General features: G+C 62.6%; 21 protein-coding genes and 2 riboswitches. Of the genes, 4 read left to right on the top strand and 17 right to left on the bottom strand.

Annotation, left to right across the window (positions count from 1 at the left end; genetic code table 11):
* Positions 1–107: 107 nt before the first annotated feature.
* Entirely contained in the window at positions 108–809 is a 702-nt protein-coding gene (gene sigK, locus H8S62_RS13270) for an RNA polymerase sporulation sigma factor SigK (RefSeq protein WP_186919760.1), read from the bottom strand.
* A 487-nt stretch (positions 810–1,296) separates the two neighbouring features.
* Between sigK and H8S62_RS13265 the strand changes: the two genes are divergently transcribed.
* Positions 1,297–3,090: a Na/Pi symporter gene (locus H8S62_RS13265; protein WP_186919759.1), complete on the top strand. Its 1,794-nt coding sequence runs from the start codon at positions 1,297–1,299 to the stop codon at positions 3,088–3,090.
* A gap of 737 nt (positions 3,091–3,827) precedes the next feature.
* Here H8S62_RS13265 and H8S62_RS13260 read toward each other — a convergent pair.
* From H8S62_RS13260 to H8S62_RS13230, 7 genes are all read right to left on the bottom strand, one after another.
* Entirely contained in the window at positions 3,828–4,634 is an 807-nt protein-coding gene (locus H8S62_RS13260; protein ID WP_186919757.1) for a hypothetical protein, read from the bottom strand.
* 527 nt (positions 4,635–5,161) lie between these two features.
* Positions 5,162–6,967 carry an adenine deaminase gene (gene ade, locus H8S62_RS13255; RefSeq protein ID WP_186919755.1) on the bottom strand — a complete coding sequence of 602 codons (1,806 nt, stop codon included), beginning with the start codon at positions 6,965–6,967 and terminating at the stop codon, positions 5,162–5,164.
* Between the two features lie 201 nt (positions 6,968–7,168).
* A complete protein-coding gene (gene xdhC, locus H8S62_RS13250) occupies positions 7,169–7,657 on the bottom strand; it encodes a xanthine dehydrogenase subunit XdhC (protein ID WP_155146040.1) in 489 nt (162 codons plus the stop codon).
* The gene (gene xdhB / locus H8S62_RS13245; RefSeq protein WP_186919753.1) at positions 7,650–8,537 is read right to left on the bottom strand and encodes a xanthine dehydrogenase subunit XdhB; all 888 of its coding nucleotides are present in this window, start codon (positions 8,535–8,537) and stop codon (positions 7,650–7,652) included. The genes xdhC and xdhB overlap by 8 nt, the downstream gene beginning before the upstream one ends.
* A 48-nt stretch (positions 8,538–8,585) precedes the next feature.
* On the bottom strand, positions 8,586–10,877 hold the full coding sequence (xdhA, locus tag H8S62_RS13240) for a xanthine dehydrogenase subunit XdhA (RefSeq protein ID WP_186919752.1): 2,292 nt from the start codon (positions 10,875–10,877) through the stop codon (positions 8,586–8,588).
* Between the two features lie 76 nt (positions 10,878–10,953).
* Entirely contained in the window at positions 10,954–12,360 is a 1,407-nt protein-coding gene (locus tag H8S62_RS13235; RefSeq protein WP_186919750.1) for an NCS2 family permease, read from the bottom strand.
* Between the two features lie 103 nt (positions 12,361–12,463).
* Positions 12,464–13,741: an amidohydrolase family protein gene (locus H8S62_RS13230; protein ID WP_186919749.1), complete on the bottom strand. Its 1,278-nt coding sequence runs from the start codon at positions 13,739–13,741 to the stop codon at positions 12,464–12,466.
* A gap of 77 nt (positions 13,742–13,818) precedes the next feature.
* Positions 13,819–13,915: riboswitch (purine riboswitch) on the bottom strand.
* 73 nt (positions 13,916–13,988) lie between these two features.
* Positions 13,989–14,086, bottom strand: a riboswitch (purine riboswitch).
* A gap of 283 nt (positions 14,087–14,369) precedes the next feature.
* Here H8S62_RS13230 and H8S62_RS17805 point away from each other — a divergent pair.
* Together H8S62_RS17805 and H8S62_RS13220 are read left to right on the top strand one after the other, a co-directional pair.
* Entirely contained in the window at positions 14,370–14,855 is a 486-nt protein-coding gene (locus H8S62_RS17805) for a zinc ribbon domain-containing protein (protein ID WP_207723543.1), read from the top strand.
* Positions 14,856–14,884: 29 nt separating this feature from the next.
* On the top strand, positions 14,885–15,262 hold the full coding sequence (locus H8S62_RS13220) for a hypothetical protein (RefSeq protein ID WP_155146052.1): 378 nt from the start codon (positions 14,885–14,887) through the stop codon (positions 15,260–15,262).
* 178 nt (positions 15,263–15,440) lie between these two features.
* Here H8S62_RS13220 and pgsA read toward each other — a convergent pair whose 3' ends face one another.
* From pgsA to H8S62_RS13175, 9 genes are all read right to left on the bottom strand, one after another.
* Positions 15,441–15,968, bottom strand: coding sequence for a CDP-diacylglycerol--glycerol-3-phosphate 3-phosphatidyltransferase (gene pgsA, locus H8S62_RS13215; RefSeq protein ID WP_186919747.1), 528 nt, complete (start codon positions 15,966–15,968; stop codon positions 15,441–15,443).
* 4 nt (positions 15,969–15,972) lie between these two features.
* The gene (gene rimO / locus H8S62_RS13210; protein ID WP_186919745.1) at positions 15,973–17,304 is read right to left on the bottom strand and encodes a 30S ribosomal protein S12 methylthiotransferase RimO; all 1,332 of its coding nucleotides are present in this window, start codon (positions 17,302–17,304) and stop codon (positions 15,973–15,975) included.
* Positions 17,305–17,467: 163 nt separating this feature from the next.
* Entirely contained in the window at positions 17,468–18,109 is a 642-nt protein-coding gene (locus H8S62_RS13205; RefSeq protein ID WP_155146057.1) for a regulatory protein RecX, read from the bottom strand.
* Complete coding sequence (gene recA / locus H8S62_RS13200; RefSeq protein WP_155146060.1) at positions 18,096–19,217, bottom strand: recombinase RecA; 1,122 nt, start codon at positions 19,215–19,217, stop codon at positions 18,096–18,098. Before recA ends, H8S62_RS13205 begins: the two co-directional genes overlap by 14 nt.
* Positions 19,218–19,302: 85 nt before the next feature.
* Positions 19,303–20,166, bottom strand: coding sequence for a peptide chain release factor N(5)-glutamine methyltransferase (gene prmC, locus H8S62_RS13195; protein ID WP_186919743.1), 864 nt, complete (start codon positions 20,164–20,166; stop codon positions 19,303–19,305).
* A gap of 126 nt (positions 20,167–20,292) precedes the next feature.
* Positions 20,293–21,276 carry a DUF1385 domain-containing protein gene (locus tag H8S62_RS13190; protein WP_155146064.1) on the bottom strand — a complete coding sequence of 328 codons (984 nt, stop codon included), beginning with the start codon at positions 21,274–21,276 and terminating at the stop codon, positions 20,293–20,295.
* 159 nt (positions 21,277–21,435) lie between these two features.
* Entirely contained in the window at positions 21,436–22,872 is a 1,437-nt protein-coding gene (locus tag H8S62_RS13185) for a sensor histidine kinase (RefSeq protein WP_155146066.1), read from the bottom strand.
* Positions 22,873–22,960: 88 nt separating this feature from the next.
* Positions 22,961–23,647, bottom strand: coding sequence for a response regulator transcription factor (locus H8S62_RS13180; protein ID WP_155146068.1), 687 nt, complete (start codon positions 23,645–23,647; stop codon positions 22,961–22,963).
* Positions 23,648–23,745: 98 nt separating this feature from the next.
* Entirely contained in the window at positions 23,746–25,122 is a 1,377-nt protein-coding gene (locus H8S62_RS13175) for a hypothetical protein (protein WP_155146070.1), read from the bottom strand.
* A 279-nt stretch (positions 25,123–25,401) separates the two neighbouring features.
* Between H8S62_RS13175 and H8S62_RS13170 the strand changes: the two genes are divergently transcribed.
* Positions 25,402–26,022, top strand: a complete 621-nt coding sequence (locus H8S62_RS13170; protein WP_155146072.1) for a flavodoxin family protein — start codon at positions 25,402–25,404, stop codon at positions 26,020–26,022.
* Positions 26,023–26,109: the final 87 nt, after the last annotated feature.

Genomic DNA, 26,109 nt, shown 5'->3' with positions numbered 1-26,109 from the left:
CCCGAGACTGTGAATTCCTGCCTCAGCCAACGCTCTATGCCGGACAGCGGGCGGCCCATGTTGGGCCGCCCGCTGTCCGGCATACTATTTTTATCTGCAAATCCATCCTATCGCCCCGACTCCCCCATCGCCTCCTCCAGCTTTTTCAGGGCTTTTTTCTCAATACGGGATACATACGACCGTGAAATCCCGCACTGGGCGGCTATCTCCCTCTGGGTGAGGGGATTGCGCCCTCCCAGACCGTAGCGGAGGTTGATGATCATCGCCTCCCGGTCGGTGAGGCAGCTCTGCACGCATTTGCGCACCTTCAGACAGGAGTCCCGTGCGTCCAGATTATCCAGCATATCGTCGTCCACGCTGATGACATCCATGAGAGAGAGGGAGTTGCCGTCCCCGTCAGCGTCCAGGGAGTCGGAGAGGGACACCTCTCCCTGGAGTTTGCGCTGCGAGCGGAAGTGCATCAGGATTTCATTCTCAATACAGCGGCTCGCATAGGTGGCCAGCCTCACGTTCTTATCCGGCTTAAAGGTGGAGATGCCCTTGATCAGCCCTATGGTGCCAATGGAAATCAGATCGTCCTGGTCTCCGGACTGGGTGTAATACTTCTTAATGATGTGGGCCACCAGGCGCAGGTTATGTTCAATGAGGATATTCCGCGCCTCCATATCCCCTTCGGCAAATTTCTCCAGGTACATCCGCTCCTCCTCGGCCTTCAATGGCCGAGGGAAGGAGCCGCCGCTCCCGCCGCCGGAGAGGCGCAGTGTGACAAAAAGGCCGTTGAGCATCAAAAATATCCAGGCTGAAAGCATATCGGAACCCCCTGATTCTATTCAGATACCCTATCCTATTCCGTGTGTGCAAGTCCCTATGTGTCGCCGATCCCGGCAATCGGGCGCGTCCAGTGCCCCAACGTCTCCACTTTCAGCGTCATTAATCGTCAGCGGGGCCGCGCTGCGGCCCCGCTCTCCTCATAATACGATGTATATGAAATGACCGGGCGGCCCGGCCACTCCATCTCTCCCCCGCCCGGTTCCGTTTTTTACAATACTTTTTCCAATCGGGTTCTCTCCGCGCCAAAGGCCCGGCCGGAATCCCTCCTGACCGCGAATCTCCTTTGTCACATTTGCGAATTGGTCCGGGCGCGAAAGGTTGCTTTTCGTCGAATCGTAAAAAATGTGTAAACCGCTTTACTAACCATTTACGAACCGGGACAAGCAGTCTATAATTTAGTCTGGATTGATAGGGAAAAAAGGAATACGAGAACTCTGACAAGGGCGTCAGGGATGGAGGCAAAGAGTGAGTACATTAGACGTGGTTTCGCTTCTGGGCGCAATCGCCACCTTCCTCTTCGGCATGTCGACGATGACGGACGGACTGGAAAAACTCTCCAGCGGACGGCTGGAAGGCATTATGGAGAAGCTCACCAACAATATTTTCATGAGCGTTCTGGTGGGCGCGCTGGTGACGGGATTGATCCACAGCTCGGCCGCCACCACCATCATGTGCGTGGGCTTCGTCAACTCCGGCATCATGAAGCTGGAGCAGACCGTAGGCATCATTATGGGCGCCAATATCGGCACCACCATCACCGCTCAAATCCTCCGCCTGGGCGATATCTCCTCGGACAATATCATTCTCTCGCTGATGAAGCCGGAGTATTTCGGCCCTCTGCTGGCCCTGGCCGGCATTGTGCTCTATATGTTCCTCAAGGGCGGCAAGAAAAAAATAGTGGGCCAGTTCCTGCTGGGTCTGGGCCTGCTGTTCATCGGCATGTCCACCATGAAGGTGGCCGTGGCCCCCCTCCAGGACGTCCCCGCCTTCCGGGAGCTCTTCGTGGCCTTCTCCAATCCCCTGCTGGGTATTCTGGTGGGCGCGCTGGTCACTGCGCTGCTCCAGAGCTCCACCGCCTCGGTGGGCATCCTCCAGGCCCTCACCTCCACCGGCATCGTCACCTTCAACATCGCCTTTCCCATTATCATGGGCCAGAACATCGGCACCTGTATCACCACGCTCATTTCCTCCGTCGGCGCCAGCAAGAACGCCCGGCGCACCGCCATGCTCCACCTCTACTTCAACGTCCTCGGCACCCTGGTTTTTCTCTGCGGGATATACGGCGCCCAGGCCGTCGCCTCCGCCGCAGCAGGCGGCCTGCCCTTCTGGGGCGCCACCATGAATATGGGCGACATCGCCACCCTGCACACCTTCTTCAATATCGGCTGCACCGTCCTGCTTCTCCCCTTCCACAAGGTGCTGGTCCGGCTGGTGGAGCGCACCGTACCCGGTGACGACGATCACGAGTTTGCCGTTCTGGACGAGCGCTTCCTCGCCACTCCCGCCGTCGGCCTGGACCGCGCCCACGACGCGGTGGTACATATGGGCTCCCTGGCCCGGGACAATTACCGCGCCGCCGTGGAGCTGCTCAGCGGCTACGACCCCAAAAAGCTGGAACTGCTTCAGGAGAACGAGTCGGCGCTGGACAAGCTGGAGGGTCTGCTGGACGGCTATCTGGTCAAACTCTCCGACCACGCCCTCTCCGGTGAGGAGAGCGCGCGGGTCTCCGAGCTGCTGCACACCCTGTCCGACTTTGAGCGCATCGGCGACTACTCCGTCAACGTGTCCGAGAGCGCCACCGTCCTCTATGAGCGGGGCATCTCCTTCTCCCCCTCCGCACAGAAGGAGATGGCCGCCATCACCGGAGCGGTGGGCGAGGCGCTGGACAAGTCCCTGGCCTGCTACACCACCCGCTCCCAGGCCATCGCCCTCCAGGTGGAGCCAATTGAGGAGGTGGTGGATCTGATGCGGGACGAGCTGAAGAGCCGCCACATCGAGCGGCTGAAGTCCGGTGCCTGCACCGTGGAACTGGGGTCCCAATTTCTGGAGCTGCTCATCAACCTGGAGCGTATCAGCGACCACTGCTCCAATGTGGCCATCCACATCCTCCAGCAGACCGCCCCCAAGGACGCCCTGGTCCGCACAGACTCCCACGCCTATATGAAGGCCCTCCACCGCGGGGACGACAAGGAGTTCGAGGAGCTGTACAACGAATACCGCGAGAAGTATTACAGCCCCATCGAGCGGTTTGAGCCATAAGACATCAAAAGGGTCGGCCCGTCCAATGGATGGGCCGACCCTTTTGATGCGCTGCACCGCCCGCCTCAGCCCGCGGGTCCTGACGCAGTAAAACAGCTGAAAGAGCCCGTCAGATACAAAATTTCGCTGCCACCACCTGAACGAAGAGGATATCCGGTGCGAAGCCGCGCACCACGCCCATAGGAATTCCCGCCATCAGGGTCGCCGTTGAGTATCAGCGTCGGCAGTACCGCGTGCACGAGGAGTGTGAACAGGATGCTGCCCGCGCCCGGCCGCTCTCTCCGCTTCGCGCAGCATTTTTCAGCCGGAACAGCGGCAGGACGGCGACAATTAGGATACCCGGCAGAATACCGTCGATGACCGCGTGCGTCTGAACATACGCCCCCCGCCCATCAGCCTGTAGGCGATATATAGGAGAGCGCGGGGCCATGGCGTTGGAGACAAAGTAGTCGCAGGCGTTGAACATCACAATGATTGCCACGCCCTGCCCGGGCAGAATCTGCATATTTGTGGTGTAGCTCTCCACAATGCCGCCGTGGGTGTAGATAAGCTCGCCGCTTCTGAGGTCCAGCCCCAGCCCATGCCGTACCGATAGCCCTCCTGGACAAAGACGGTGTCGCCCATGATGGTCTCCATGCTCTCTCCATGAAAGTTCGCTGTAAAAGCTGTGAAATGATACCTTCTCTTGGCATAAAAAGAGGCCCTGTCCGGTAGGGACAGGGCCTCTTTCGTATCCATCACATGAGCTTGACGGTATAGTACACGGCCATAATCAGCAGCCAGGCCACGGGCACCGCGTAGTAGACCATAACGGTCACCACCGCGCCCAGGGCCAGGGCGGCCACCAGGGCCGCCGCTATGACGGCGCAGGTGATGTAGAGCAGCGCATAGTTGGCGTTCTTGGGGAGCACCTCCAGGCTTTTGCCCTTAATGGAGAGAACCCCGCCTCTGCTCTGGAGGACCCGGGCCAGGACGGCCACCGCCACCAGGAAAATTCCCAGCAAGACCAGCAGCGCGTAAGTCCGCGCGCCGCGCCCGCCGTCCTTGAACAGGGCCCAGAGGCCGACGATCCCGGCGGTGCACGTCAGCGCCACGGTGAAAAACTCCCGCTGATAGAGGTAGTAGATCAGGGCCAGCACGGCGGTCACGGGGATGAGGTAGGTCAGTAGGTCCGCGCCGGAGGGATTGAACCGGTACACCAGGAAGGAGCAGACCGCCAGCCCCAGCAGGAAGGACGAGACCGCCCAGGGGAGCACGCCGCCCTTCCCCTGCCGCTTGCGTGAGAAGCACCAGACGAAACCGAGGACGGCCAGAATCAGAGCCGCGATGGGGATGAATTTTAGGGCTTGTCCGATGCCGTACGCCAGGTTGACGCTCCATTCGGACGTATCAAAATCAATGTAATATCTCTTCGTCAGAAACAGCAGCACTTCCATGACGACCGCCCCGCCGAACCAGTAGAGGACCTTGCTCAGGGCGATGTCTTCCTGGCGCTGGCGCTCGGCCTTGACGCGCTGCTTCTCCGTCCGTTCTCTGTTATCCATTCAGCCATCTCCTACAGGGAATTCCCGTTTCACAGAATCAATCTATTGTATTTTAGCAGAAAGCGTCGGGCTTTGCAATAAGAAAAACGGAGAAGCACAGGGCGCGCGCTTTCCTTTTATGAGCCCTTTTTTCCGCTGCGTCCCGCCGGCTTAGAATTCCGGCCCAGGTGTTGACCCCGGAGAGGTCTAAAAAGAGGATACGGCCCCGCGGCAGGAAGCCAAAGAGCGCCAGGCCCATCCCCAGCGCGGGGAAAAGACGGCGGTGACGAAACGGGGCCCGAGGGCGTAGACGAAGTGCAGGCAGGTCCCCGCCCTCCCGGGACGCCGAGCCTCCTGCTGCCGGCTCTGCACCGACAGGAGATGGGGCATGACCCAGCATTTCCACATGGCTCTGAACAGCGGCGGGCTGGAAATCGAACGCTGTGTGGACCTCACCACCCGGGCCTCTCAGGGGGGCCGGTCTGAATAAAAAAGAGGCGGGCATACCCTTCGGGTATGTCCGCCTCCATTGTGCGATGCCGCCGTCATCAATCCTCCGCAAAGAGGTCTGCGAAGGTGAAGTCCCGACAGTCCACCAGGCCCCGGTCGGTGAGGCGCAGCTCGGGGATGCAGGCCAGGGACACCAGCGCCATGGTCATGAAGGGCGCCGGCAGGGTGCAGCCCAGCGTCTCCCAGGCCTGACCCAGTGTCTCTACCAGGGCCGCCATCTCCTCCGCGCTCCCCTCCCCCATCAGCCCCGCGATGGGCAGGGGGGCGAGGCCTAAGACCTTGCCGTCCAGCACGGCGCACATGCCGCCCTCGCAGTCCAGAAGGGTGTTGGCGGCGAGGACCATATCCGCGTCGGACGCGCCCACCACCAAAAGGTTGTGGGCGTCGTGGGCCACGGTGGAGGCCATGGCCCCGCGGGTGATGCCGAAGCCCTTCAAAAAGCCCAGGCCGAATTTCCCGGTGGCCCTGTGCCGTTCGAAGACGGCGGCCTTGAGCACGTCGGCGGCGGGGTCGGCCCCCACCTGTCCGTTCCGGGCGTGGAGCGTCACGATTGCCTCACGGGTGGCGGCGCTGCCGCCGATGACCTCGACGGTGCGCACCCTGACGGGTCCCTCGTCCACAGGGGCCCTGACGGTCAACTGCTCCGCTGTGACCGGGCCGGGCAGGTGCATGGAGCGGCGGGCCCACTCGGGGAAGGCCGCGGCCGGCAGGGGCGCGGTGAGCGCACCGTCCTGGGCCACAGGCTCGCCGTCAATCACCACCAGCCGGACGCTGAAATTCTGCAGGTCATCGAAGAGCACCAGATCGGCGCACTTGCCGGGTGTGATGGAGCCCAGGTCCTGGTCCATCTGGAAGCACTGGGCGCAGTTGATCGTGACCATCTGCAATGCGGCCACGGCGTCGATGCCCTCGGCCACCGCACGGCGAAGAAGCCGGTCCACATGGCCCTCGGACACCAGGGTATGGGGGTGGGCGTCGTCGGTGACCAGGACGGCAAAGCGGCTGTCCACCTTATGCCCGGCCACCGCCCTGGCCACCTCGTGGAGATCCCGCCAGCCCGAGCCCTCCCGCAGCATGGCGTACATGCCCAGGCGCATCTTGGCCAGTGCCTCCTCTGCCCGGACCGACTCGTGGCAGCAGCGCACGCCGGAGGCGATATATGCGTTGAGGCCCCGGTCCATGTCGGGCATGGTGTAGTGCCCGGTGACGGTGCGCTCCGCCCTGAGGGTTTCGGCCACGATGGCGTGGGGACCGTCGGCCCCGGTGAGGATGCCGGGGTCGTTCATCATCTCCCCCAGCGCCACGCAGCGGGGGTCCTCCATGGCTTTCGCCACGTCGGCCGCGTCCACGCTGGCCCCGGTGTCCTCAAAGCCGGGGACCGCGGGGACACAGGAGGGCATGGTCAGCATGGCCTTGAGGGGGGTGCTTCCGGCAGCCTCCACCATCAGCTCCACGCCCCTGGGCCCCAGGACGTTGCAGATCTCGTGGGGGTCGAAGTAGACGCCCACGGTGCCGTGGGAGATTACGGCGGCAGCGAAGCCCACGGGGGTCAGCATGGAGGATTCGATATGGATATGCCCGTCCAGCAGGCCGGGTGCGAGGTACTTCCCCTCAGCGTCCACCACTCTGGTCTCCGGCCCGATGCAGTGGGTGGCGTCGCTCCCCACGTAGGCGATGCGGCCCATTGCACACGCCACATCCACGGGGTACTGAATCTCTCCGGTGCATACGTTGACCAGCCGGGCGCCGCGCACCACCAGCTGGGCCGGGGCCCGCCCCTGGGCCACGCCGGCCAGGGTTTTGGCGGCCTCCCAAAGCGGCGTGCGGCAAAATACGTTTTTCATAATCTCCCTCCTGTTCCTGTGGAAGAAATCAGGGCTTGGCGGCAGTGACGGAGTCCTTGCCCTGCGAAAACAAACGGGGGCCACGCAAAGCTTTTTGGCTTTGTGGGAGAGGAGGCGCGGACAGACTTTTCCACGGGATAGGAAGCGCGCGATTGACAGTCTGCTCCGGCGGGCCCGCCCCTCAGGGAAGCTGCGCCCAGCCTACGAGACGCCGTGCTTCTCCCAGGTCTCCTCCACAATACGCTCCATGGCGTTGAGAATATTCTCGTAGCCCGTGCAGCGGCAGAGGTGGCCGGAGATGAGCTTCTTGAGCTCCTCCCGGCTGTACCGCTTGCCGGTGCCCACGATCTCCACCGCGGTCATGATGAGGCCGGGGGTGCAGAAGCCGCACTGGACGGCGGCCTCCTCCACAAAAGCCTGCTGGATGGGGGACAGCTCCCCGTTGGGCCCCTTGATGCCCTCCACGGTAAGGACGCTCCGGCCCGCGCACCAGGCGGTGAGGTAGACGCAGGAGTTGACGGCCCTGCCGTCCACCAGGACGGTGCAGGCACCGCACTCCCCGGCCTCGCAGCCCTTTTTCACGCTGGTGAGGCCCAGGCGGTTACGCAGGGTGTCCGCCAGGGACTCCCGCACATCGTAGGCCACCTCCTGCTCCCGGCCGTTGACGGTCATGGTGATGATATCAAGCATGGATTTCACCTCCCGCAAACGTGATGGCCCGGCTCAGCGCCCGGCGGCTCAGCTCGGACACCAGCTGGAGCCGGAAGGCCCTGGATGCCCGCCAGCTGTCCCGGGGCTTCACCTCGGCCAGCACCCCCTGGGACACGGCGTCCAGCAGGTCGGCGTCCAGGGCCATGCCCTTCGCCTTCGACTCGGTCTCATGGCAGCGCATGGGGATGGGGGCGGCCACGCCGAAGGCGACGCGCAGATCGTCCACGCGCCGTTTGTCCTCCGTAAGCTTAACGCAGACAGCGCAGCCCAGGGTGGCGATCTCCATGGCCTCCCGCTTGCCGTACTTGATATAATGCCCGCCGTAATTCTCATAATCCGCCCTGGCGATGCGAATGGCGGTCAGGATTTCGCTGTGCTGCCGCACCGTTTTGCCCGGGCCGGCGTAGTAGTCGGCGATGGGCAGGCGGCGCACGCCGTCCGGGCCGGTCAGCTCCACCACGGCGTTCAGCGCGAAGAGGCTGGAGGCCGAGTCGGCGGAGGTGACGCCGTTGCTCACGTTGCCGCCGATGGTGCCCACGTTTCTGATCTGGGGGGAGCCCACCTGGTCCACCGCCCAGCAGAGGATGGGGATGCGCGACTGCAGGGCCTTGTTGTTGGTGATATCCGAGAAGGTGGCGGCGCCGCCGATGACGATGGTGCCGTCCTCCTCTATCCGGATGCCCGTCAGCTCCGGGAGCTGGTTGATGCTCACCAGGCTGCACCCGGCCAGCTTCCCCTCACGGGTCTGGATCAGCACATCCGTGCCGCCGGAGATCAGCATGGCGTCCGGGTCCGCCTCCAGCGCGCGGACGGCGTCGGGCACGTCCTTCGCCCGGTAAAATCGTTCAATATCGTACATAATATGCCTCCTGTGTCGCGGGCAGCCGCTCCCGGCGGCCCGTCTCCATTAGATCAGTCCCGCCTGGGTGAAGCGCTCCACCAGCTTCTGGGGCGTGAGGGGCAGGGAGTCCACGGCCACGCCGGTGGCGTGGAGGACGGCGTTGCGGACGGCGGGGGCCACGGGGATGGCGGGCGGCTCGCCCAGGGCCTTGTTGCCGAAGGGGCCGGTGGGGTCGGGAACCTCCACGAAGAGGGCGTTGAGCTTGGGGGTGTCCATCACCGTGGGGAGCTTGTAGTCCAGGAGGTTGGGGTTCAGGGGCCGGGCCTTGCCGTCGTAGATCAGTTCCTCGCCCAGCGCGTACCCCAGGCCCATGCTCATGCCGCCGTGTACCTGTGCCTCGGCCAGCTTGGGGTTGATGAGCACGCCGGAGTCGTGGACGTTGACGATATTAAGCACCTTCACCTTCCCCATGGGAATATCCACCTCCACCTCGCAGAAGCACACGCCGCTGGCGAAGGTGTTCTCCTTGCAGTGGGAGGTCTCCTCGGCGGAGATATGTACCGACTTGTCCAGGGAGTAGAATGCGGTGACGGCCACCTCGCCCAGGGGCAGGAGGGCCGCGCCGGAGGATGCGTCCACGATCTCCCCGCCCCGGAGGTCCAGGGCCTCCGCCGGCCGGGAGAGCATGCCGGCGGCGTAGTCCAGGATGCGCCTTTTAAAGACCGCGCCGGTCTTCTTCACCGCCTTGCCGCTGACGTAGGTCTGGCGGGAGGCGTAGGCCCCGGTGTCGAAGGGGGCGGTATCGGTGTCCTGGGCGGAGACGATGTGGATGCGCCCGGCGGGGATGCCGGTGCACTCCGCCGCCATCTGGATGAAGACGGTGTCGGCTCCCTGGCCGATCTCGGTGGCCCCCATCTGGAGCTGTACCGAGCCGTCCTGGTTGAGGAGCATCCGGCAGGAGGCGGTCTCCAGGCTGATAGGGTGCACGCCGGTCTTATAGCAGAAGATGGCCATGCCCACGCCACGGCGGACGGGGCCGGTCTGGCCCCTGTACTTCTCCCGCAGCTCCTTCCAGCCGATGAACCCGGCGCCCTTCTCCATGCAGGCCTTGAGGCCGTAGCTGTTGAACTTCACATGGGTGTGGGGGTCCTCGTAGTCGGGCCCCATGCAGTTGAGATAGCGGAACTCCAGCGGGTCCATGCCCACCAGGGCCGCCAAGTCGTCCGCCATGCACTCGGCGGCGAAGTCGGCCTGGGGAATGCCGTACCCCCGCATGGCCCCGCCGGTGGCGATGTTGGTGTAGACGGTGCGGCACTGGGCCTCCAGTGCCTTGCGGTCCCGGTAGAGCTGCTTGAAGCAGTTGGCGGCGTTGGCCACAATGGCGTGGCCGTGGGAGGCGTAGCCCCCCTGGTTGGAGTCGGCTCTCAGCCGCCGGGCCACCACCGCGCCGTCCGGCCGGACGGCGGCCTCCACCTGGAAGCGGATGGCGTGGCGGACGCGGGTATTGGCCAGAGTTTCCTCACGGGAAATCTCCAACTTGACACAGCGGCCCCCCACCTGCTGGCAGAGCCAGGCGTTCAGCGGCTCGTAGAGGACGTCCTGCTTGTTGCCGAAGCCGCCGCCGATGTAGGGCTTCACCACCCGCACATCCCCCCAGGGAATGCCCAGGGCCTGGCCGATGACCCGGCGGACGATATGGGGAATCTGGGTGGAGGTCACCACGGTGATCTTCCCGCCCGCCATATAGGCGTGGGAGACCGGCGGCTCAATGTGGCAGTGCTGGACGGTCTGGGTCTCATAGGTCTTTTCCAGCCGGAGGAGGTCCGGCTCAGAGGCCGCGGCCTCGTCGAAGGTCATATCGCCCACGCTGAGGGCGGAGCGGACCAGCACGTTGTCCGGCTTCTCCTCGTGGATGGGGGGCGCGGAGGAGTTCAGCGCGTCGTCCACCGTGACGCAGGCGGGGTACTCCTCGTACTCCACCCGAACGGCCCGGACGGCCCGGGCGGCGGCCACGTCGTCCACCGCCACCACGGCGGCGATATCGTCCCCGTAGACCCGGACCCTTTGATTTAAAAGCTTGCGGTCGGACACGTCCTGGTGGGCGGCCTCCACACTCCAGGGGTGGCCGGGGGTGGGGAACTGGATGTCAGGTACGTCGAAGCAGGTAAGGATTCTCACCACTCCGGGCACTTTCTCCGCCTCGGAGACGTCGATGGACACCACCCGCCCGTTGGCGATGGTACTGTGGACCACCCGGGCAACCAGGCAGTCCCTCGGCTCCAGGTCGCCGGTGTATTTGGCCGCTCCGGTGACCTTGTCGGCGGCGTCCACGCGGATTTTGGGGATTCCGATTTCCATATGGGGCACTCCCTTTCAGAGGAATGATGCATGGCCCGGCCCTCCCCAGAGGACCGGGCCAGTCGCGCAGTCGGTGTTAAATGAGGATATACTTGAGGACAAAGAGGATGGCCAGGATATACATGACGATGCTGATGGTCTTGCGGCGCTCCTTGCCGCCGAAGAGGTTGATGACCACGTAGGAGATGGTGCCCATGGCGATACCCTCGCTGATGGAATACATGAAGGGCATGGCCATGATGCAGATGAAGGCGGGGATGCCCTCAAACGGGTTGTTGAGGTCGATTTTGAGGACGGCGCTGACCATCAGGAAGCCCACGACGATGAGAGCCGGGGCGGTGGCGAAGGAGGGGATGGCCAGGAAGATGGGAGACAGGAAAAGAGCCACGCCGAACAGCGCCGCGGAGACGAGGCCGGTGAGACCGGTGCGGCCGCCCTCGGACACGCCGGAGGCGCTCTCCACGAAGGTGGTGATGGTGGAGGTGCCCAGCAGGGCGCCGGCGGAGGTTCCGACGGCGTCGGCCAGCAGAGCGCCGCGGATTTTAGGCAGCTTGCCGTCCTTATCCAGCATATCGGCCTTGGAGGCCACGCCGATAAGGGTGCCCAGGGTGTCGAACATGTCCACGAAGAGGAAGGCGAAGACCACCACCAGGAAGTCCAGCCATTTCCCACTGATGAGGGCGGAGAAGTCCACCTGACCCAGGGTGGGCAGGATGCTGGGCACGCCGAAGCCGGAGGTGAAGTTGGGCAGCACGCTGAAGAAGCCCATGTCCGGGTTGGGGACATAGAGGCCCACCAGCTCGCAGAGGATGCCCAGCAGCCAGGTTGCCAGGATGCCCCAGAGGATGTTGCCCTTGACCCTTTTCACCACCAGGACGGCGGTGATGAGCACGCCGATGACCGCCAGAAGGACGGTGATGCCCTCGGTGTTGAAGATGGCGGCGTTGTTGTGCCAGTTGTAGACGCTGACCTTGGTGCTGGCGTTTTCCACCACCAGCTTGCAGTTTTGCAGGCCGATAAAGGCGATGAAGAGGCCGATGCCCGCCGATACCGCGTGCTTGAGGGGCATGGGGATGGCGTTGAAGATGGCCTCGCGGACCTTGGTGAGGGAGAGCAGGATGAAAATGACGCCCTCCACGAAGACGGCGGCCAGCGCCATCTGCCAGGAGTAGCCCATGTTGCCGCACACGGTAAAGGCAAAATAGGCGTTCAGGCCCATGCCGGCGGAGAGGACGAAGGGGTAGTTGGAGAAGACCGCCATCAGTACGGTCGCCAGGATGGAGGCGATGCAGGTGGCCGTGAAGACCGCGCCCTTGTCCATGCCGGACGCGCTGAGGATGTCGGGGTTGACCGCCAGGATGTACGCCATGGTCATGAAGGTGGTGACGCCCGCGATGATCTCGGTCTTGACGTCGGTATGCCGCTCGCTGAGGTGGAACACTCTGTCCAGTGTGCCGCTGGGGGCTTTTGTCGGTGTACTCATGATTGGACCCTCTCTTTCATTCATAGAGCTTCGGGACAAAAGCGGCACACACCTGCCGCCTCTGTCTCCTTACCACGATGAGTTTCCCACGGTTCGCACGGATTTAAAAGATTTTCTGCCCCTTGACGTATTTCGCTGCCACATCCCTCTCTTCCGTCAGATAGACTGCCCGCTCCAGGCGGTCGCCCACGCTGAGTTCCAGCGGGGTTTTCAAATGGCTGTCGTCCAGGACCACGGCATCCAGCTCGTAGCCCGGGGCGAAGGAACCCACCTTGCCGAAGAAGGAACCGCCGCCCACGGTGCCCAGCCAGAAGGCCTCGGCCACCGTCAGGGGGGCCAGGGTCTGGTCCAGCAGCCGCCAGCGCAGCTTGGAGCACTGCACCGCATCCGCCACGGCGCGGAGTATGGAGAGGCTGGACCCGCCCGCCACGTCGCTGCCCAGGCCGATGTTCAGGCCCTCGTCCAGGTAGCGCCGCACGGGGGCCACACCGGAGGACAGGTTGGTATTGGACTGTGGACAGTGGGCGATATACACGCCCCGTTCCTTCATCAGCGCAATCTCCTCGTCGCAGGAGAGCACACAGTGGGCCATAATGGTCTTCGCCCCGCCGCCGAAGAGGCCGAAGGCGTCATAGGCGTCCCCGTAAAAACGGGAGGCCGGACACAGCTCCTGAACCCAGGCGCCCTCTCCACCGTTCTCCGACAGGTGGGACTGGACGGGGAGATGGTATTCCCGCTGAATCTCCGCAAGGCGTTCCATCAGCTCGTCGGTGCAGGAGGGGATGAAGCGGGGGGTCAGAATGGGGCGGGTGCGGCGGTACTTGCCCGAGGTCTCCTCCAGCCAGCGCACCGTCTCCTTGGCGGAGCTGCGCGCACCGCTCTCCCGGATGAAGTCCGGGCAGTTGCGGTCCATGTTCACCCGGCCCACCAGGGTCTCCAGGCCGGTCTCCTCCAGGAGATCCATCAAAAGCTCGGTGGCCTCGGTATGGGCCGTGGCAAAGATGCAGGCCCGGGTGGTGGCCCCCCGTTTCAGGTCCCCGGCGAAAATCCCGTAGGCCTTCCCGGCGTAGTCCAGGTCCCGGTACTTGGCCTCCTCCGGGAAGACATGGGCCTCCAGCCAGTCCAGCAGCTCCAGGTCCATGCCCAGCCCCCGGAAGGCGTACTGCGGTGCGTGGACGTGGAGGTCGGTGAGGCCGGGGATGATGAGCCTGCCGCTCCAGTCCTCCACAGGCAGGCCCCAGTAGGGCTCGGGCAGAATCTGATAGATACCGGCGGACACGCCGTCCACCGAGACCAGGAAGCCGTCCCGCACGGTCTCCAGGTGCCTGGGGTCCCTGCTGTAGCAGAAGTCCCCTTTCAGTACGAAGGAATTGCTGTTCATAGCCTGCCTCCCCTTAATCCGGCGGGATCGGACAAATGGGCGCAAAAAAGCCGCCGTCCGAAGCGTATAAGTATCCCGGCCGTTTACCGGGAACTCATAGCGCAGCTGTTACGGCAACTGGTAGAGACGCCCGACCAATCTCGGGCCTATATAAGTTCCTGCATTCAGTTTTGAGCTGGAATCGGCACGCCGGGAACAAGGGCAGCAAAAAAGCCGCCGTCCACGCTGCCGCCGCCTCCAAAAACAGATCTTGCTCTCAGAGACTTATAGCGCAGCTATTTCCGGTAGCTGGTAGAGACGCCCAACCAATTATGGGCCTATATAAGTCTGTCGCTCTTCACTTGTCTTCCTGTTGTGCTTTTATTATAATCACTAACGCTCCCCTTGTCAAGGCCCGCTCCTCTGTGCAATTTGACAGCATTTGGAGCGTCAGTCCATAGGCCGGAGGCCTTGTCTCCCAAGGGCTGGGACGATTGAAGCGACGCGTTTGTAAAACAAAAAGTCATTTGTCCTAAAAATTTTTATTCATTTTTACCATAAAAACGCTGCGGACACCGGACCATTGCGTGTTATCTGCTTTTATGGTATGCTTGGGCTGTAGTAAACGGCAACCGAAGGGAGGCAGCCTATGGCGCTCATTCACTGTCCCGAGTGCGGAAAAGAGATCTCCGACCAGGCCCCGGCCTGCATCCACTGCGGATACCCTTTGGCCCAGGAGGCGCGGGAGGCCGGACCCGCCCCGCGGGAGGGCACCTACGCCGTCGTGCTGATGAGCGACGTCCCCAAACCCGAGGAAGTTCTGGAGACGCTTCAGAACAGGGCGGGGATGACCCGTTGCGAGGCTTGCGACGCCGTTGGGAACCTCCCCTTCCCGGTCTGGCAGGGACTTACGCTGAAGGAGGCCTATGCCTCGGCCCGGGCCTTTGAAAACTGCGGCGTGGTCAAGGTGGTCCGGGACGAGGAGACTCTAACCCAGGAGGATATGGCCCGCGCGGACCCTACTCCGCCTCCGTCCGAACCGGGGCGCGCGGAGGGCGGATTGGGGTTTGGCGGGACGGTGCTGGCCGTCGTGGTGGGAATTATCGTGGCCGTTGTTCTGCTCTCCCTGTTCTGAGGCGGTGCGTCCCCCAGTGCGGGCTGATATTGGCCGCGGCCCTGCTCTATCTCTGCAACCGGCTGTTTTTCCTCCCTGGGACCACGGGGGCTGTCCACCTGTTTTTCGCCTGGTATTTCAGCGATCTGCTGGCAGGGGCGCTGATTCCCGCCATTGCCGCCCTCCTGCTGATTTTAGCACGGCTCCCACCCCTGACGCGCCCCCTGTCTGTTACGGGCTTCGCCCTGTTGTGCGGCCTCTTCTGGGAGCTGGTCACGCCGCTCTACAAGCCGGGGGCGGTATGCGACCCGCTTGATTTGCCGGCCTATCTGGCGGGGGCGTGGATTTACCTTGGACTCGTACACGCCGCGGCGCGGCCCGGCTCCCGTGCAGGCGGGATGCCCCGGAGCAGCGGCAGTCCCAGATGAAAGGGACCTCGGATGCGCAGCGACTGGGAAGACCTTTCCGTTTCGGAAACATGTAGAGGCCATTCTCACAGCTCTTTTTTTGAAGTGCGGTATTGCTCCTCATTGCCCCGGTGGCGAACAGAGTATCGCAACACAGAAAAAATGGGGTGAAACGATTGTTTCACCCCATTTTTTCTGTTTAAATATCTTTCCAGTTGATAACGTCCTTGTTTTTCACAAAATACTCCACGCCGGAGTAGAGGGTGGTCAGGACGATAACCGCCATCACCACAACGTCCGCCACGCCGTTGGGAAAGAGGAACATGACGCAGATGCCCACCATGGTGGATGCGGTCTTGATTTTTCCCGACCAGGCGGCGGCGATCACGCGCCCGCCCTCCACGGCGATGAGCCGCAGGGCCGTGACGGCGAACTCCCGGGCCACCACCACCAGCATGGCCCAGGCCGGGAAGCGGCCTGCGCTCACAAACCAGATCAGCGCGGCCATGACCAGCAGCTTGTCGGCCAGGGGATCCATGAACTTGCCGAAGTCGGTAACCTGATCGTAGTGCCGGGCGATATAGCCGTCGATAAAATCGGTCACGCTGGCCAAAACGAAGATGGCCAGGGCAATCAGCTGATTATAAGGGAAATCCAGGTAGAGGACCACCAGGAAGAGGGGGATGAGGAACACCCTGGTCAGCGTGAGCTTATTGGCTGTATTCATGGCCTCAATCCTCCTCGATCTCACCCATCAAATCTCCATCCTCCGCGCCTGTGATGCGCACCTGCACAAACTCGCCCGCGCTTACCACGCCCGCGGCGGTAAAGTACACCTTGCCGTCCACGTCGGGGGAGTCCGCATAGGAACGCCCGGCATAGCAGCCCATGTCGGGATCGAAGCCCTCGCAGAGAACCTCCAGTGTCTCCCCCATCCGCCGGGCGTTGAAGTCGTCCATCACCCGGGACTGGAGGTCCACCAGAAGCTCCACCCGCCGTGCGGCTACATCGACGTCCACCTGGTTCTCCATAACGGCCGCGGGCGTCCCCTCCTCAGGGGAGAACTGGAAGATCCCCGCCCGCTCAATACCCGCCGACCGGAGAAAATCGCACAGCTCCTCGAACTCGGCCTCACCCTCGCCGGGCAGGCCGCAGATCAGAGAGGTGCGCAGCACCAGACCGGGGAGCCGCGCACGCAGCTTATCCAGCAGGGCCACAATCTCCGCCTTGCTGCCACGGCGGTTCATGGCCTTCAGAATGCCGTCGTTGATATGCTGGAGGGGGATATCGATATAACGGAGGATCTTTGGCTCGGATGCGATGACGTCAATCAGCGCGTCATCCAGCTCGTCGGGGTACAGGTAGTGCAGCCGCACCCAGTGGAAGGGCAGCCTGCACAGCTCCCGGAGCAGCTCGCCCAGCATCCTCTTGTGGTAGAGATCAATCCCGTAGCGGGTGATGTCCTGTGCGATGACGATGAGCTCCTTCACGCCCCGGTCGGCAAGCTCCCTCGCCTCAGCGAGCAGGGATTCCATCGTCCGGCTGCGGTAGCGGCCCCGGAGATAGGGAATGATGCAGTAAGAGCAGCGGTTGTCGCAGCCCTCGGCGATCTTCAGGTAGGCCGTATAGCCGGGGGTGGAGACCATCCGGGCCCCATCCTCGATGGTGTCGTCAATATTCCCGAAGAAGGTGGGCTGGTCCCCCTCCATCACAGCCTCGATGGCGGGGACGATATCGGTATAGCTGCCAGTGCCCAGAATGCCGTCCACCTCGGGCATATCCTCCAGCAGCTCGTCCCGGTATCGCTGGGAGAGGCAGCCGGTGACCAGCAGCTTCCCCAGCACGCCCTGGTTTTTCAGCTCCGCCAGCTCCAGAATATGGTCGATGGCCTCGCTCTTGGCGGAGTCGATAAAGCCGCATGTGTTGAGCACGGCCACGTCAGCCCCCTCTGCGTCGGCGGTGACGGTATGCCCCGCGTCACGGCAAAGGGCCATCATCTGCTCAGTGTTTACCAAGTTTTTGGCGCAGCCAAGGGAGACAAACGCCACTTTATAAGTATTCAAGACAGCATACTCCTTAGAAAAATAGGTCAAATAAGGATATCACGAAACGGCCGGGTTGTACAGCCCCAATTGCAGGGCGCCGGAAAGCGGACATGGCAAATCGCGCCCCCGCGCGGGCCGGCGGCCCGCGCGGGGACACGACAGGCCGTGTCCGCTTCTCTTCTCATTCTTCCTCAAGCTCCGCGCCGTAACGGCGCAGGCCGGACTTGATGTCCTCCCAGCGGTAGCCCCGCCGGGCCAGTGCGTCGGAGACCCGCTTGAGCTCCCTGGCGTCGGGCTGGCGCCCTCTCAGCTTCTGGCGGATAAAGGCGTCGATCCCGTCCTCCGGCGCCTCGGCTTCCTCCAACGCGGCGTCCCAGTACGCCCGGGGCACTCCCCGCTTGAAGAGCTCGTCCCGGACCTTTCGGGGTCCAAAGCCCTTGGCGGAGTAGTGCCGGGCCACCGTTTGGGCGTACTCGGCGTCGTTGAGGTAGCCCAGCCCCTCCAGCCAGTCCGCCGCCGCCTCGGCGTCCTCCGTCGGAATCGCGGGCTTTTCAGGGTCCCGGGGGCGGGCGGTGAGCTTCTCCACCAGCTCCTTCCGGGACATGGGCCGGGCGGCAATGCGGTCCAGGGCCCTTTCCCGGACGTCAGACCGCCGCACCGCCTCCTCCAGCTCCCGCCGGAGGTCTTCCGTCAGCTCCATGCCGGAGTAGAGCCCGAAGGCCACCACCTCGTTCTCCCCAACCCGGAGAATGGAGTCATCCTCCAGACAGCACAGCCAGCGGCCCTGGATCTTCGTGGAGGGGAGCAGTTTAGTGATCCGCATCCTCGCCGTCCTCAAAGTCCTCGGCACTCACGTCCACGGCCCTGCCGGCCGCCCGGGCGGCCGCCCGGGACTGATTGCTCATAAGTTTATAGGAGTTCTTCCGGATCTCGGCCTCGATGAGGTCGGCAGTCTCAGGGTTGTCCTTCAGGAACTGCTTGGCCGCGTCCCGTCCCTGGCCCAGACGCAGCTCGCCCATATTGAACCAAGAGCCGGACTTCTGGACCACCTCCAGCTTCACGCCCAGGTCCAGAATCTCGCCGATTTTGGAGATGCCCTCGCCGTACATGATGTCGAATTCAGCCTCCCGGAACGGGGGTGCAACCTTGTTCTTGACCACCTTGGCGCGGGTGCGGTTGCCCACGATCTCGCCGCCGTTCTTCAGCGCCTCAATGCGGCGCACGTCGATACGGACGCTGGCGTAAAATTTCAGCGCCCGTCCGCCGGTGGTGACCTCGGGGTTGCCGTACATCACGCCCACCTTCTCACGCAGCTGATTGATGAAGATGACGATGCAGTTGGTCTTGGCAATGGAGCCAGCCAGCTTTCGCAGCGCCTGACTCATCAGCCGGGCCAGCAGGCCCACATGGGAATCGCCCATGTCGCCCTCAATCTCCGCCCGGGGGGTCAGAGCGGCCACAGAGTCCACCACCACCACGTCGATGGCGCCGGAGCGGACCAGGGCCTCGCAGATCTCCAGGCCCTGCTCGCCCGTGTCGGGCTGGGAGATCAGCATGGACTCAATATCCACGCCCAGGGCGCGGGCATAGGTGGGATCCAGGGCGTGCTCGGCGTCGATGAAGGCCACCTCGCCGCCCCGCTTCTGAGCCTCGGCCACAATGTGGAGGGCCAGAGTGGTCTTACCAGAGGACTCGGGGCCGTAGACCTCAATAATACGGCCCTTGGGCACGCCGCCAATGCCCAGCGCCAGATCCAGGGAGAGAGAGCCGGTGGGGATGGCCTCCACCACTACGCCCTGGTTCTCGCCCAGGCGCATGATGGAACCCTTGCCGTAGGTTTTTTCAATCTGGGCCATGGCGGTCTCCAGGGCCTTCTTCTTGTCAGACGCGGGAGACGCGGCCTCCACGCTGGACTTTTTCTTGTCAGCCATTGATAATCCATCCCTTCTTAGTTAAAGAAGAAAGAAAAAAGACGGGCGGCGCAATTGCCCAGCCGCTCTTTTCTTTTTTCCGCTTTTATTTTTCCAGTGTCCCCTCCACGACCCGCCAGATACCGGCGGTATCCCGGCTGGTCTGGATGTGCTCATAGCCGTTTTGCGCCATCAGCAGTTCCACATCGGGGGCCTGGCCGATGCCCACTTCAAACATCAGGCTGCCGCCCAGGCGCAGAGCCGCCCCCCATTTGGAGGCGATGTCCCGGTAGAAGTCCAGGCCGTCCGTCCCGCCGTCCAGGGCCAGCATGGGTTCGTAATCCCGGACAGATACGTCAAGCCCCGGCAGATCGCCCGAGGGGATGTAGGGCGGATTGGACACAATTACGTCAAAGTCCCAGAGCACCGCCGAGGGCGCCTGCCGGGCGTCAGCCTGGACACAGGTCACCCTGGCGTTCAGGTCGTTGCGGCGGACGTTCTGCTTGCAGATCTTCAGGGCCTCCTCACTGTAGTCCGCCAGCACCACCCGGCAGTCGGGCACATTGGCGGCCACCGCCAGCCCCACGCAGCCGCTGCCGGCGCACAGATCCAGCACCCGTGCCCCCTCCCCGGCGGCCCGGGCCAGGAGGATGGCCCGCTCGGCCAGGACCTCGGTATCCATCCGCGGAATGAGCACGTCCCGGGAAATATCCAGGGGCAGTCCGTAGAACTCCCACTCCCCGATGATGTAGGCCACCGGCTCGCCCGCCAGGCGGCGCTCCAACAGACCGGCCATGCGGGCCTCCACCTCGGCGGAGACGTAGAGAGGCAGATCCCGGTAAAATTGTTCCCGGGTTTTTTCGGCCGCGCAGCACATCAGCTCCCGGGCCTCCAGCTGTGCGGCGTCCACACCCGCCGCCTTCAATTGCTTCCTCGCATCGAGATACAAATTATTGTAGGTCGTTGCCAAACCGATTCCCCCAACAAGAGCAGCAGGCAGTCGGTCAACACACAATGACCCGCCGTGAGCGACGCGCAGGCCGCAATAAGCTCCGCGGCCCGCCCGGCTCCCTGCTCTTCCTTTTTCACATTTCCCTTACCAGGCGTCCTTCCCCTTTTCGCTGGGCAGCACCAGCTCCAGGGAGCGGATTCCCACCTCGATCATGGAGTCGTCCGGCTCGAAGGTGGTAAAGTTCTGCATCCACAGGCCGGGGGCGGTGCAGATGCGGGTGAGAGCGTTCTCATGGCCGCCCATATAGCGGTTGATCTCATAGGTGACGCCGACCACCAGCGGCAGAAGGGCCAGATGGACCAGGGTGCGCAGCCATACGTTGGTAAACTGGAAGAAGGCGAAAAAGACGCTGGAGAAGAGGATGGAGATAAAGATGACCACGAAGAGGAAACTGGTGCCGCAGCGGGGATGGTGCCGGGGCTGGGCCCGGACGTTCTCCACTGTCAGCGGAAGTCCCTTCTCATAGCAGAAGATGGTCTTGTGCTCCGCTCCGTGGTAGGAGAACACCCGCCGGATATCCTTCATCTTGGAGCACAGGAATAAGTAGCCCATGAAGATGGCGATTTTCAAAATTCCCTCCACCAGATTCCGGCCCCACAGGGGGAAATTGGGGAAGAAGTAGAGGATGCCGCCGGTGAGGAAGGTAGGCAAAATGAAAAAGAGCAGGACGGAGAAGCCGATGCCCAGCACCACCGCCAGGGTGATGAAGAAGCTGGCGGCCTTTTCGCTGCCCAGCCTGGCGTCCAGCCACTTTTCAAATTTGGAGGGTTCCTCCGGCTCCTGCTCTTCCTCCTCGGGATAGAATTCGGCGGAGTACATGAGGGCCTTGACGCCGTTGGCCATGGAGGATCCGAAACTGAAGATGCCCCGGATGAAGGGCACGCCCAGAATGGGGTGCTTGTCCTTGATGAGGATGCGCTCCTCCACCTTCTCCTCCAGGCCGCCGTCCGGCCTGCGGACGACGATGGCCTTTTTCTCGGGGCCCATCATCATGATGCCCTCAATGAGCGCCTGCCCGCCAATCATTGTCTTGAAGGGCGTGGCGCAGGACTTATTTTCGTTAGACATTCGGTAACTCCCTTATCTATCAAAATCCGCAAAAGTCAGTCTTATCTGCCCGCGGTCCACAGCGAAGGCGGCTCCTCGGAGCCGCCGCGCGCCGCGTCTCTTTTTAATTTAATTGCAGTATATCAGACGCCATTCTAAATTGCAAGCGTTTTATCGAACCTATGTTCCAATCGGCAGGCGAATGGTGACGACACACCCGCCGCCCTCGGCGTTTCCGATGTCCAGAGTGCCGTTATGGCGGGAGATAATCTCGTCGCACACCGCCAGGCCGATGCCGCTGCCGCGGGCCTTGGAGGAGCCCTTGTAGAACTTGTACTTGACGTGAGGCAGCTCCTCCTCGGGAATGCCGGGGCCGTAGTCCCGGATGGTGATGACCACCGAATCCTCCTCCCGGCCGATGGCGGTGTCGATGCGCCTGCCGGACCCGCCGTGCTTGGCGGCGTTGTCGAAGAGGTTGGAGAAGACCTGTCTCAGCCGCTCGGGGTCGGCCTCAATGGTAGGAAATTCCTCCTCGGTATCCTCATAGTTGAGGGCGATCCCCTCCTTGCGGAAGAACTCCTTATAGGTGTAGACCGCGTCCTCCAGCTCGGCCTTGATGTCCACGCTCTCAATGGATAGGGTAAAGCGGCCGTCCTCAATCCGCGAGAACTCCAGCAGCTCCTCCACCATGTTGGTGAGCCGCCGGGCCTCGGAGACAATGATGCCCATACCCTTGCGCACGTCCTCCGCGTCCCGGACTTCGCCGTTCTGGATGGTCTCGGCCCAGCCGTTGATGGCGGTGAGTGGGGTGCGCAGCTCGTGGGAGACCGAGGCGATAAACTCGCTTTTCATCTTCTCGGACTGTTTGATCTTGAGCGACATATCGTTGATGGTGTCGGTGAGGTCGCCGATCTCGTCGTCAAACTTCTTCTCAATCTGAATGCCGTAGGACCCGGCGGCGATGCGCTTGGCTGTTTCGGTGATGCCGGCCACCGGCTCCACGATGGAGCGGACGAAGTAGAGATTGGAGAAATAGACCAGCGCCAGAATCAGGGCTCCCACCGCCAGGGCGATGCCGATGACGGCGGCGATCTGCCAGTCCACCAGCCGCAGGGAGGTGACCATCCGGGCCACCGCCTCCACCTGTCCGTTGATGACCAGGGGGCTGGAGACTGCCATAATATGCTCCCCGGTGTGGGGGTCGCTCCCCGTCCAGATTCTGGTCTCCACCTTTTCGATGGCCTCGGCGATGTCCGGGGTTCCGGGGGCGGTGCCGGTAGACAGGCCGTAGCTCTCGTCCATGCCGTAGCTGGAGACCTGGACCGTGCCGTCGGCGGCGCTGATGAACTGGACCTGAATGTGGTCCTGATCGCCGAAGCGATTGGTGACATACTCCTGGGCGTAGGTGAGGTAGTCGTTCTTATTGCTGATATTCCCGCCGCTCACGGCGCTCTCCGCCTTGCCCTTGAGCTCGAAGCTCATGCTGGAGTAGTAGTACCCCGCCAGGGCGATGGAGAAGGCCGTCACCGCCAGCAGGACGATGAGCAGCACAACGCTGATGGAGTTGACCATCCAGCGCTTTCGTATGCCCTTGAACTTTTTTTGTCTTGCTTCCATTACCTCACCACCGGGTCAAAGAAAATGAAAAAACACTTCAATCAGCGCCCCGCTCTGCGGGGCCCCGGACGACCCGCTTCGGCCCGCCCTAGAACCCCCACTTGTACCCGTATCCCCACACCGTCGTAATATAGGACGGGTTCTGCGGGTCGTCCTCGATTTTGATGCGCAGGCGGCGGATGTTCACATCTACAATCTTCAGCTCGCCGAAATAGTCCCGGCCCCATACCGCATCCAGAATCTCCTCCCGGGAGAGGGCCTGGCCCGGCTTCTCCATGAAGAGCTTGACGATGGAGTACTCCACCTGGGTGAGCTTCACGCGCTGTCCGTTCTTCTCCAGCGTGCGGTTGCGGGTGTTGAGCAGGAAGGGCGGCTGGCTGATTTCTCCGCTGTCCTCCACCGCGCCGCCCCCCGCCCGGCGGTAGAGCGCGTCGATGCGGGCGGTGAGCTCCGCCGGGGAGAAGGGCTTGGTCACATAGTCGTCCGCGCCGGTCATCAGGCCGGTGACCTTGTCCATCTCCTGGGTCCTTGCAGTTAACATAATAATACCAATCTGACTGTTGCTGGCACGGATACGGCGGCAGACCTCAAAGCCGTCCATGTCGGGCAGCATGATGTCCAGCAGCGCAACCTTGATATCCGGATTCCGGCGCAGCTGGCTGAGGGCCTCCTCGCCGGTTCCGGCCTCAATGGCCTCATAGCCCGCGCGCTTGAGGTTGATGACCACAAAGCTGCGGATATTGGCCTCGTCTTCCAACACGAGAACTTTTTTCATGGTGCTCCCTCCTTGTACTCCAATCGTTTCCGCGCCGTTGCGGACACGCGGAAATGCAGTGATTTTTCATCATTCGGCCGGCTGTCCAGGGGCAGAGGCTATGTCCCGGAGGACCAGTCGGTTTTGCTCTGGCAGAACCGCTCCAGCACGTCCGCCTGGTCCAGGCCGTAGTCCCGGGTTCCCGTCAGCTCGGCGGAGTAGATGGTATTCTCATCCTGGTCCAGGGTAAAGCGGCCGCCCATCCGGGCGCGCATATGCCGGTTGGGCCCGGTGAGCTTATAGATGGTCAGGACGCTCTCCCCCTCTTCTCCTGCCGCGCCGGTCAGAGAGAAGACGGTGGCCTCCTCCCCGGAGCTTGCGTACTGGGTCACATCCACGCGCCCCTCCCAGCTCTCAGGCAGGATAAAGTACCAATTATCCTTAAAATTGTGGTAGGTTGTGAAGACCTTAACGCCCTTCCCGCTCAGGTCGAACTGAACCCACTCGTAGAGCACCTCTGCGGTGACCACTGAATCGCTGGAGGCCATATCGACGGGCATGGGGATTTCCAGAACGTTGTCGCCGTTGATGTCGGTAATCTTGGCATCGTCCTTATCCCGTCTGGTGATATAACTCACGCCGCCGGCGATCTCGCTCCCCGGTTCGTTCTCTTCCATCGTTATGTTTACCAGGGCCTCATCCCGCCAGGCGAAGATGTCGGTGAGGATCTCCTCCCCCTGGTAAGAGGTGACGAAGAGGGCGGGTACCGGCGTGTCACCCCGGAGGTAGCCCTCCTGGACAAAGGGGACCTTCAGGCTGTCGGTCACCAGCTCCGTGACGCCCTGGGAGAGCATGGCGGAGCTGCGCAGGAGCAGACTGTCCCCGTCCGAGTCCCAGAATTCCACACGGTTTCGCCCCTCGATGGGGTCCATCCGCACCAGTACCAGTTCCTTGCGGTTGTCCATGTCCAGGTCCTGGAGCTTGAAGCTGTTGTAGCTGCTGCGCATGAGCTCGGTGACCTCAAACCGCTCCACGGAGTAGACCGACAGCGTGGTGGCGTTGCCGCCCGACAGCCAGCTCACCACCAGCTCCTTGGCCGGACCGCCGTTGACGTCCTCATAGGTGATGGACTGGATGGCGGACCCGTCCCCCTCAATGGCGGCGCCGACCTCGTAGCCGCTGTCGGTCAGACGGAAGATGTAGATTTTCAGCGGCTTCTCATCGGCGCTGGCGGTGCTCACCCGGAAGAAGGCGATGGCCTCCATCACGCCGTCCCCATCCAGATCCTTGAGCTGGACGGGCTGGTTGTTCTCGCCCCGCTGGGGCGCGGAGTACTCCGCGCCCGCGCCGGTGATCTCCTCGATCTTGGCCTGGAGGTTCTGGTACTCCTCCGGGAGCTTGGGCAGGGAGTAGAGCTCGTCCACCGAGCGGAAGCAGCCGGACAGCAGTCCCAGCAGGACAGCCGCCAGCAGCAGCAGAGCACATTTCTTTTTCATATCGTCAGGCCCTCCGCGGTCAATGTTGGGCATAAATATCTGTTTTGTATCATATCATAATTCTTTTATCATTGGTATGGGAATTTGTAAATAATGTGACCGCCGGAAGATCTCCACCGGGTCGGACGTTTTTCCCCAGGAATGCAGCATTTTGAGGAATGTGCTTGAAAAACTGTGCGGATGGAATATAATTCTAGGGAATGGCAGACAGTTTGCGCCTGTTCTCTGTTTTCCTGACGGGAATTTGCCGCAGACGCAGCAATTAAGGAGGTATGACTCATGAAAGTACTGCTCATCAACGGCAGCCCCAATGAGCACGGCTGCACCTACACCGCCCTGAGCGAGGTGGCTCAGACGCTGCACGGGCATGGCATTAAGACGGAGCTTCTCTACCTGGGCAAAAAGCCCGTGGCCGGGTGCATCGCCTGCGGCGGCTGCGGCCGGACCGGAAAATGCGTCTTTGACGATCAGGTCAACGACGTGCTCTCCCGGCTGGACGCCATCGACGCGGTCGTGGCGGGCTCCCCCGTGTACTATGCCGCCGCCAGCGGGCAGATTACCTCCTTCCTCAACCGGCTCTTCTACGCGAGCGGCGGGCGCATGGCCGGGAAGCCGGGCGCGGCGGTGGTCTCCTGCCGCCGGGGCGGGGCCAGCGCGGCCTTCGACCAGCTCAATAAATATTTCACCATCTCCAGTATGCCGGTGGTCTCCTCCCAGTACTGGAACCAGGTCCACGGCTCCACGCCGGAGGAAGTGCGCAGGGACGAGGAGGGCCTCCAGACCATGCGTACCCTGGGGGAGAACATGGCGTGGCTTCTCAAATCCATCGAGGCAGGGCGGAAGGCCGGCGTGCCCGCGCCGGTGCGGGAGTCGCCTTTAAGGACCAACTTCATCCGGTGATGAATTGCACAGGCGGCGGGAATCGTAGAGGGAGCGGGATGCTGATGCATCCGCCGTCGGTCCCCGCCTGCATGGTGATTGCGCCCT

The organism is Lawsonibacter faecis (genome assembly GCF_014287675.1).
Taxonomy (GTDB): Bacteria; Bacillota; Clostridia; order Oscillospirales; family Oscillospiraceae; genus Pseudoflavonifractor; species Pseudoflavonifractor faecis.
Note: the sequence above shows the minus strand (reverse complement) of the source record. Positions and strands in the feature narration are given on the sequence as shown.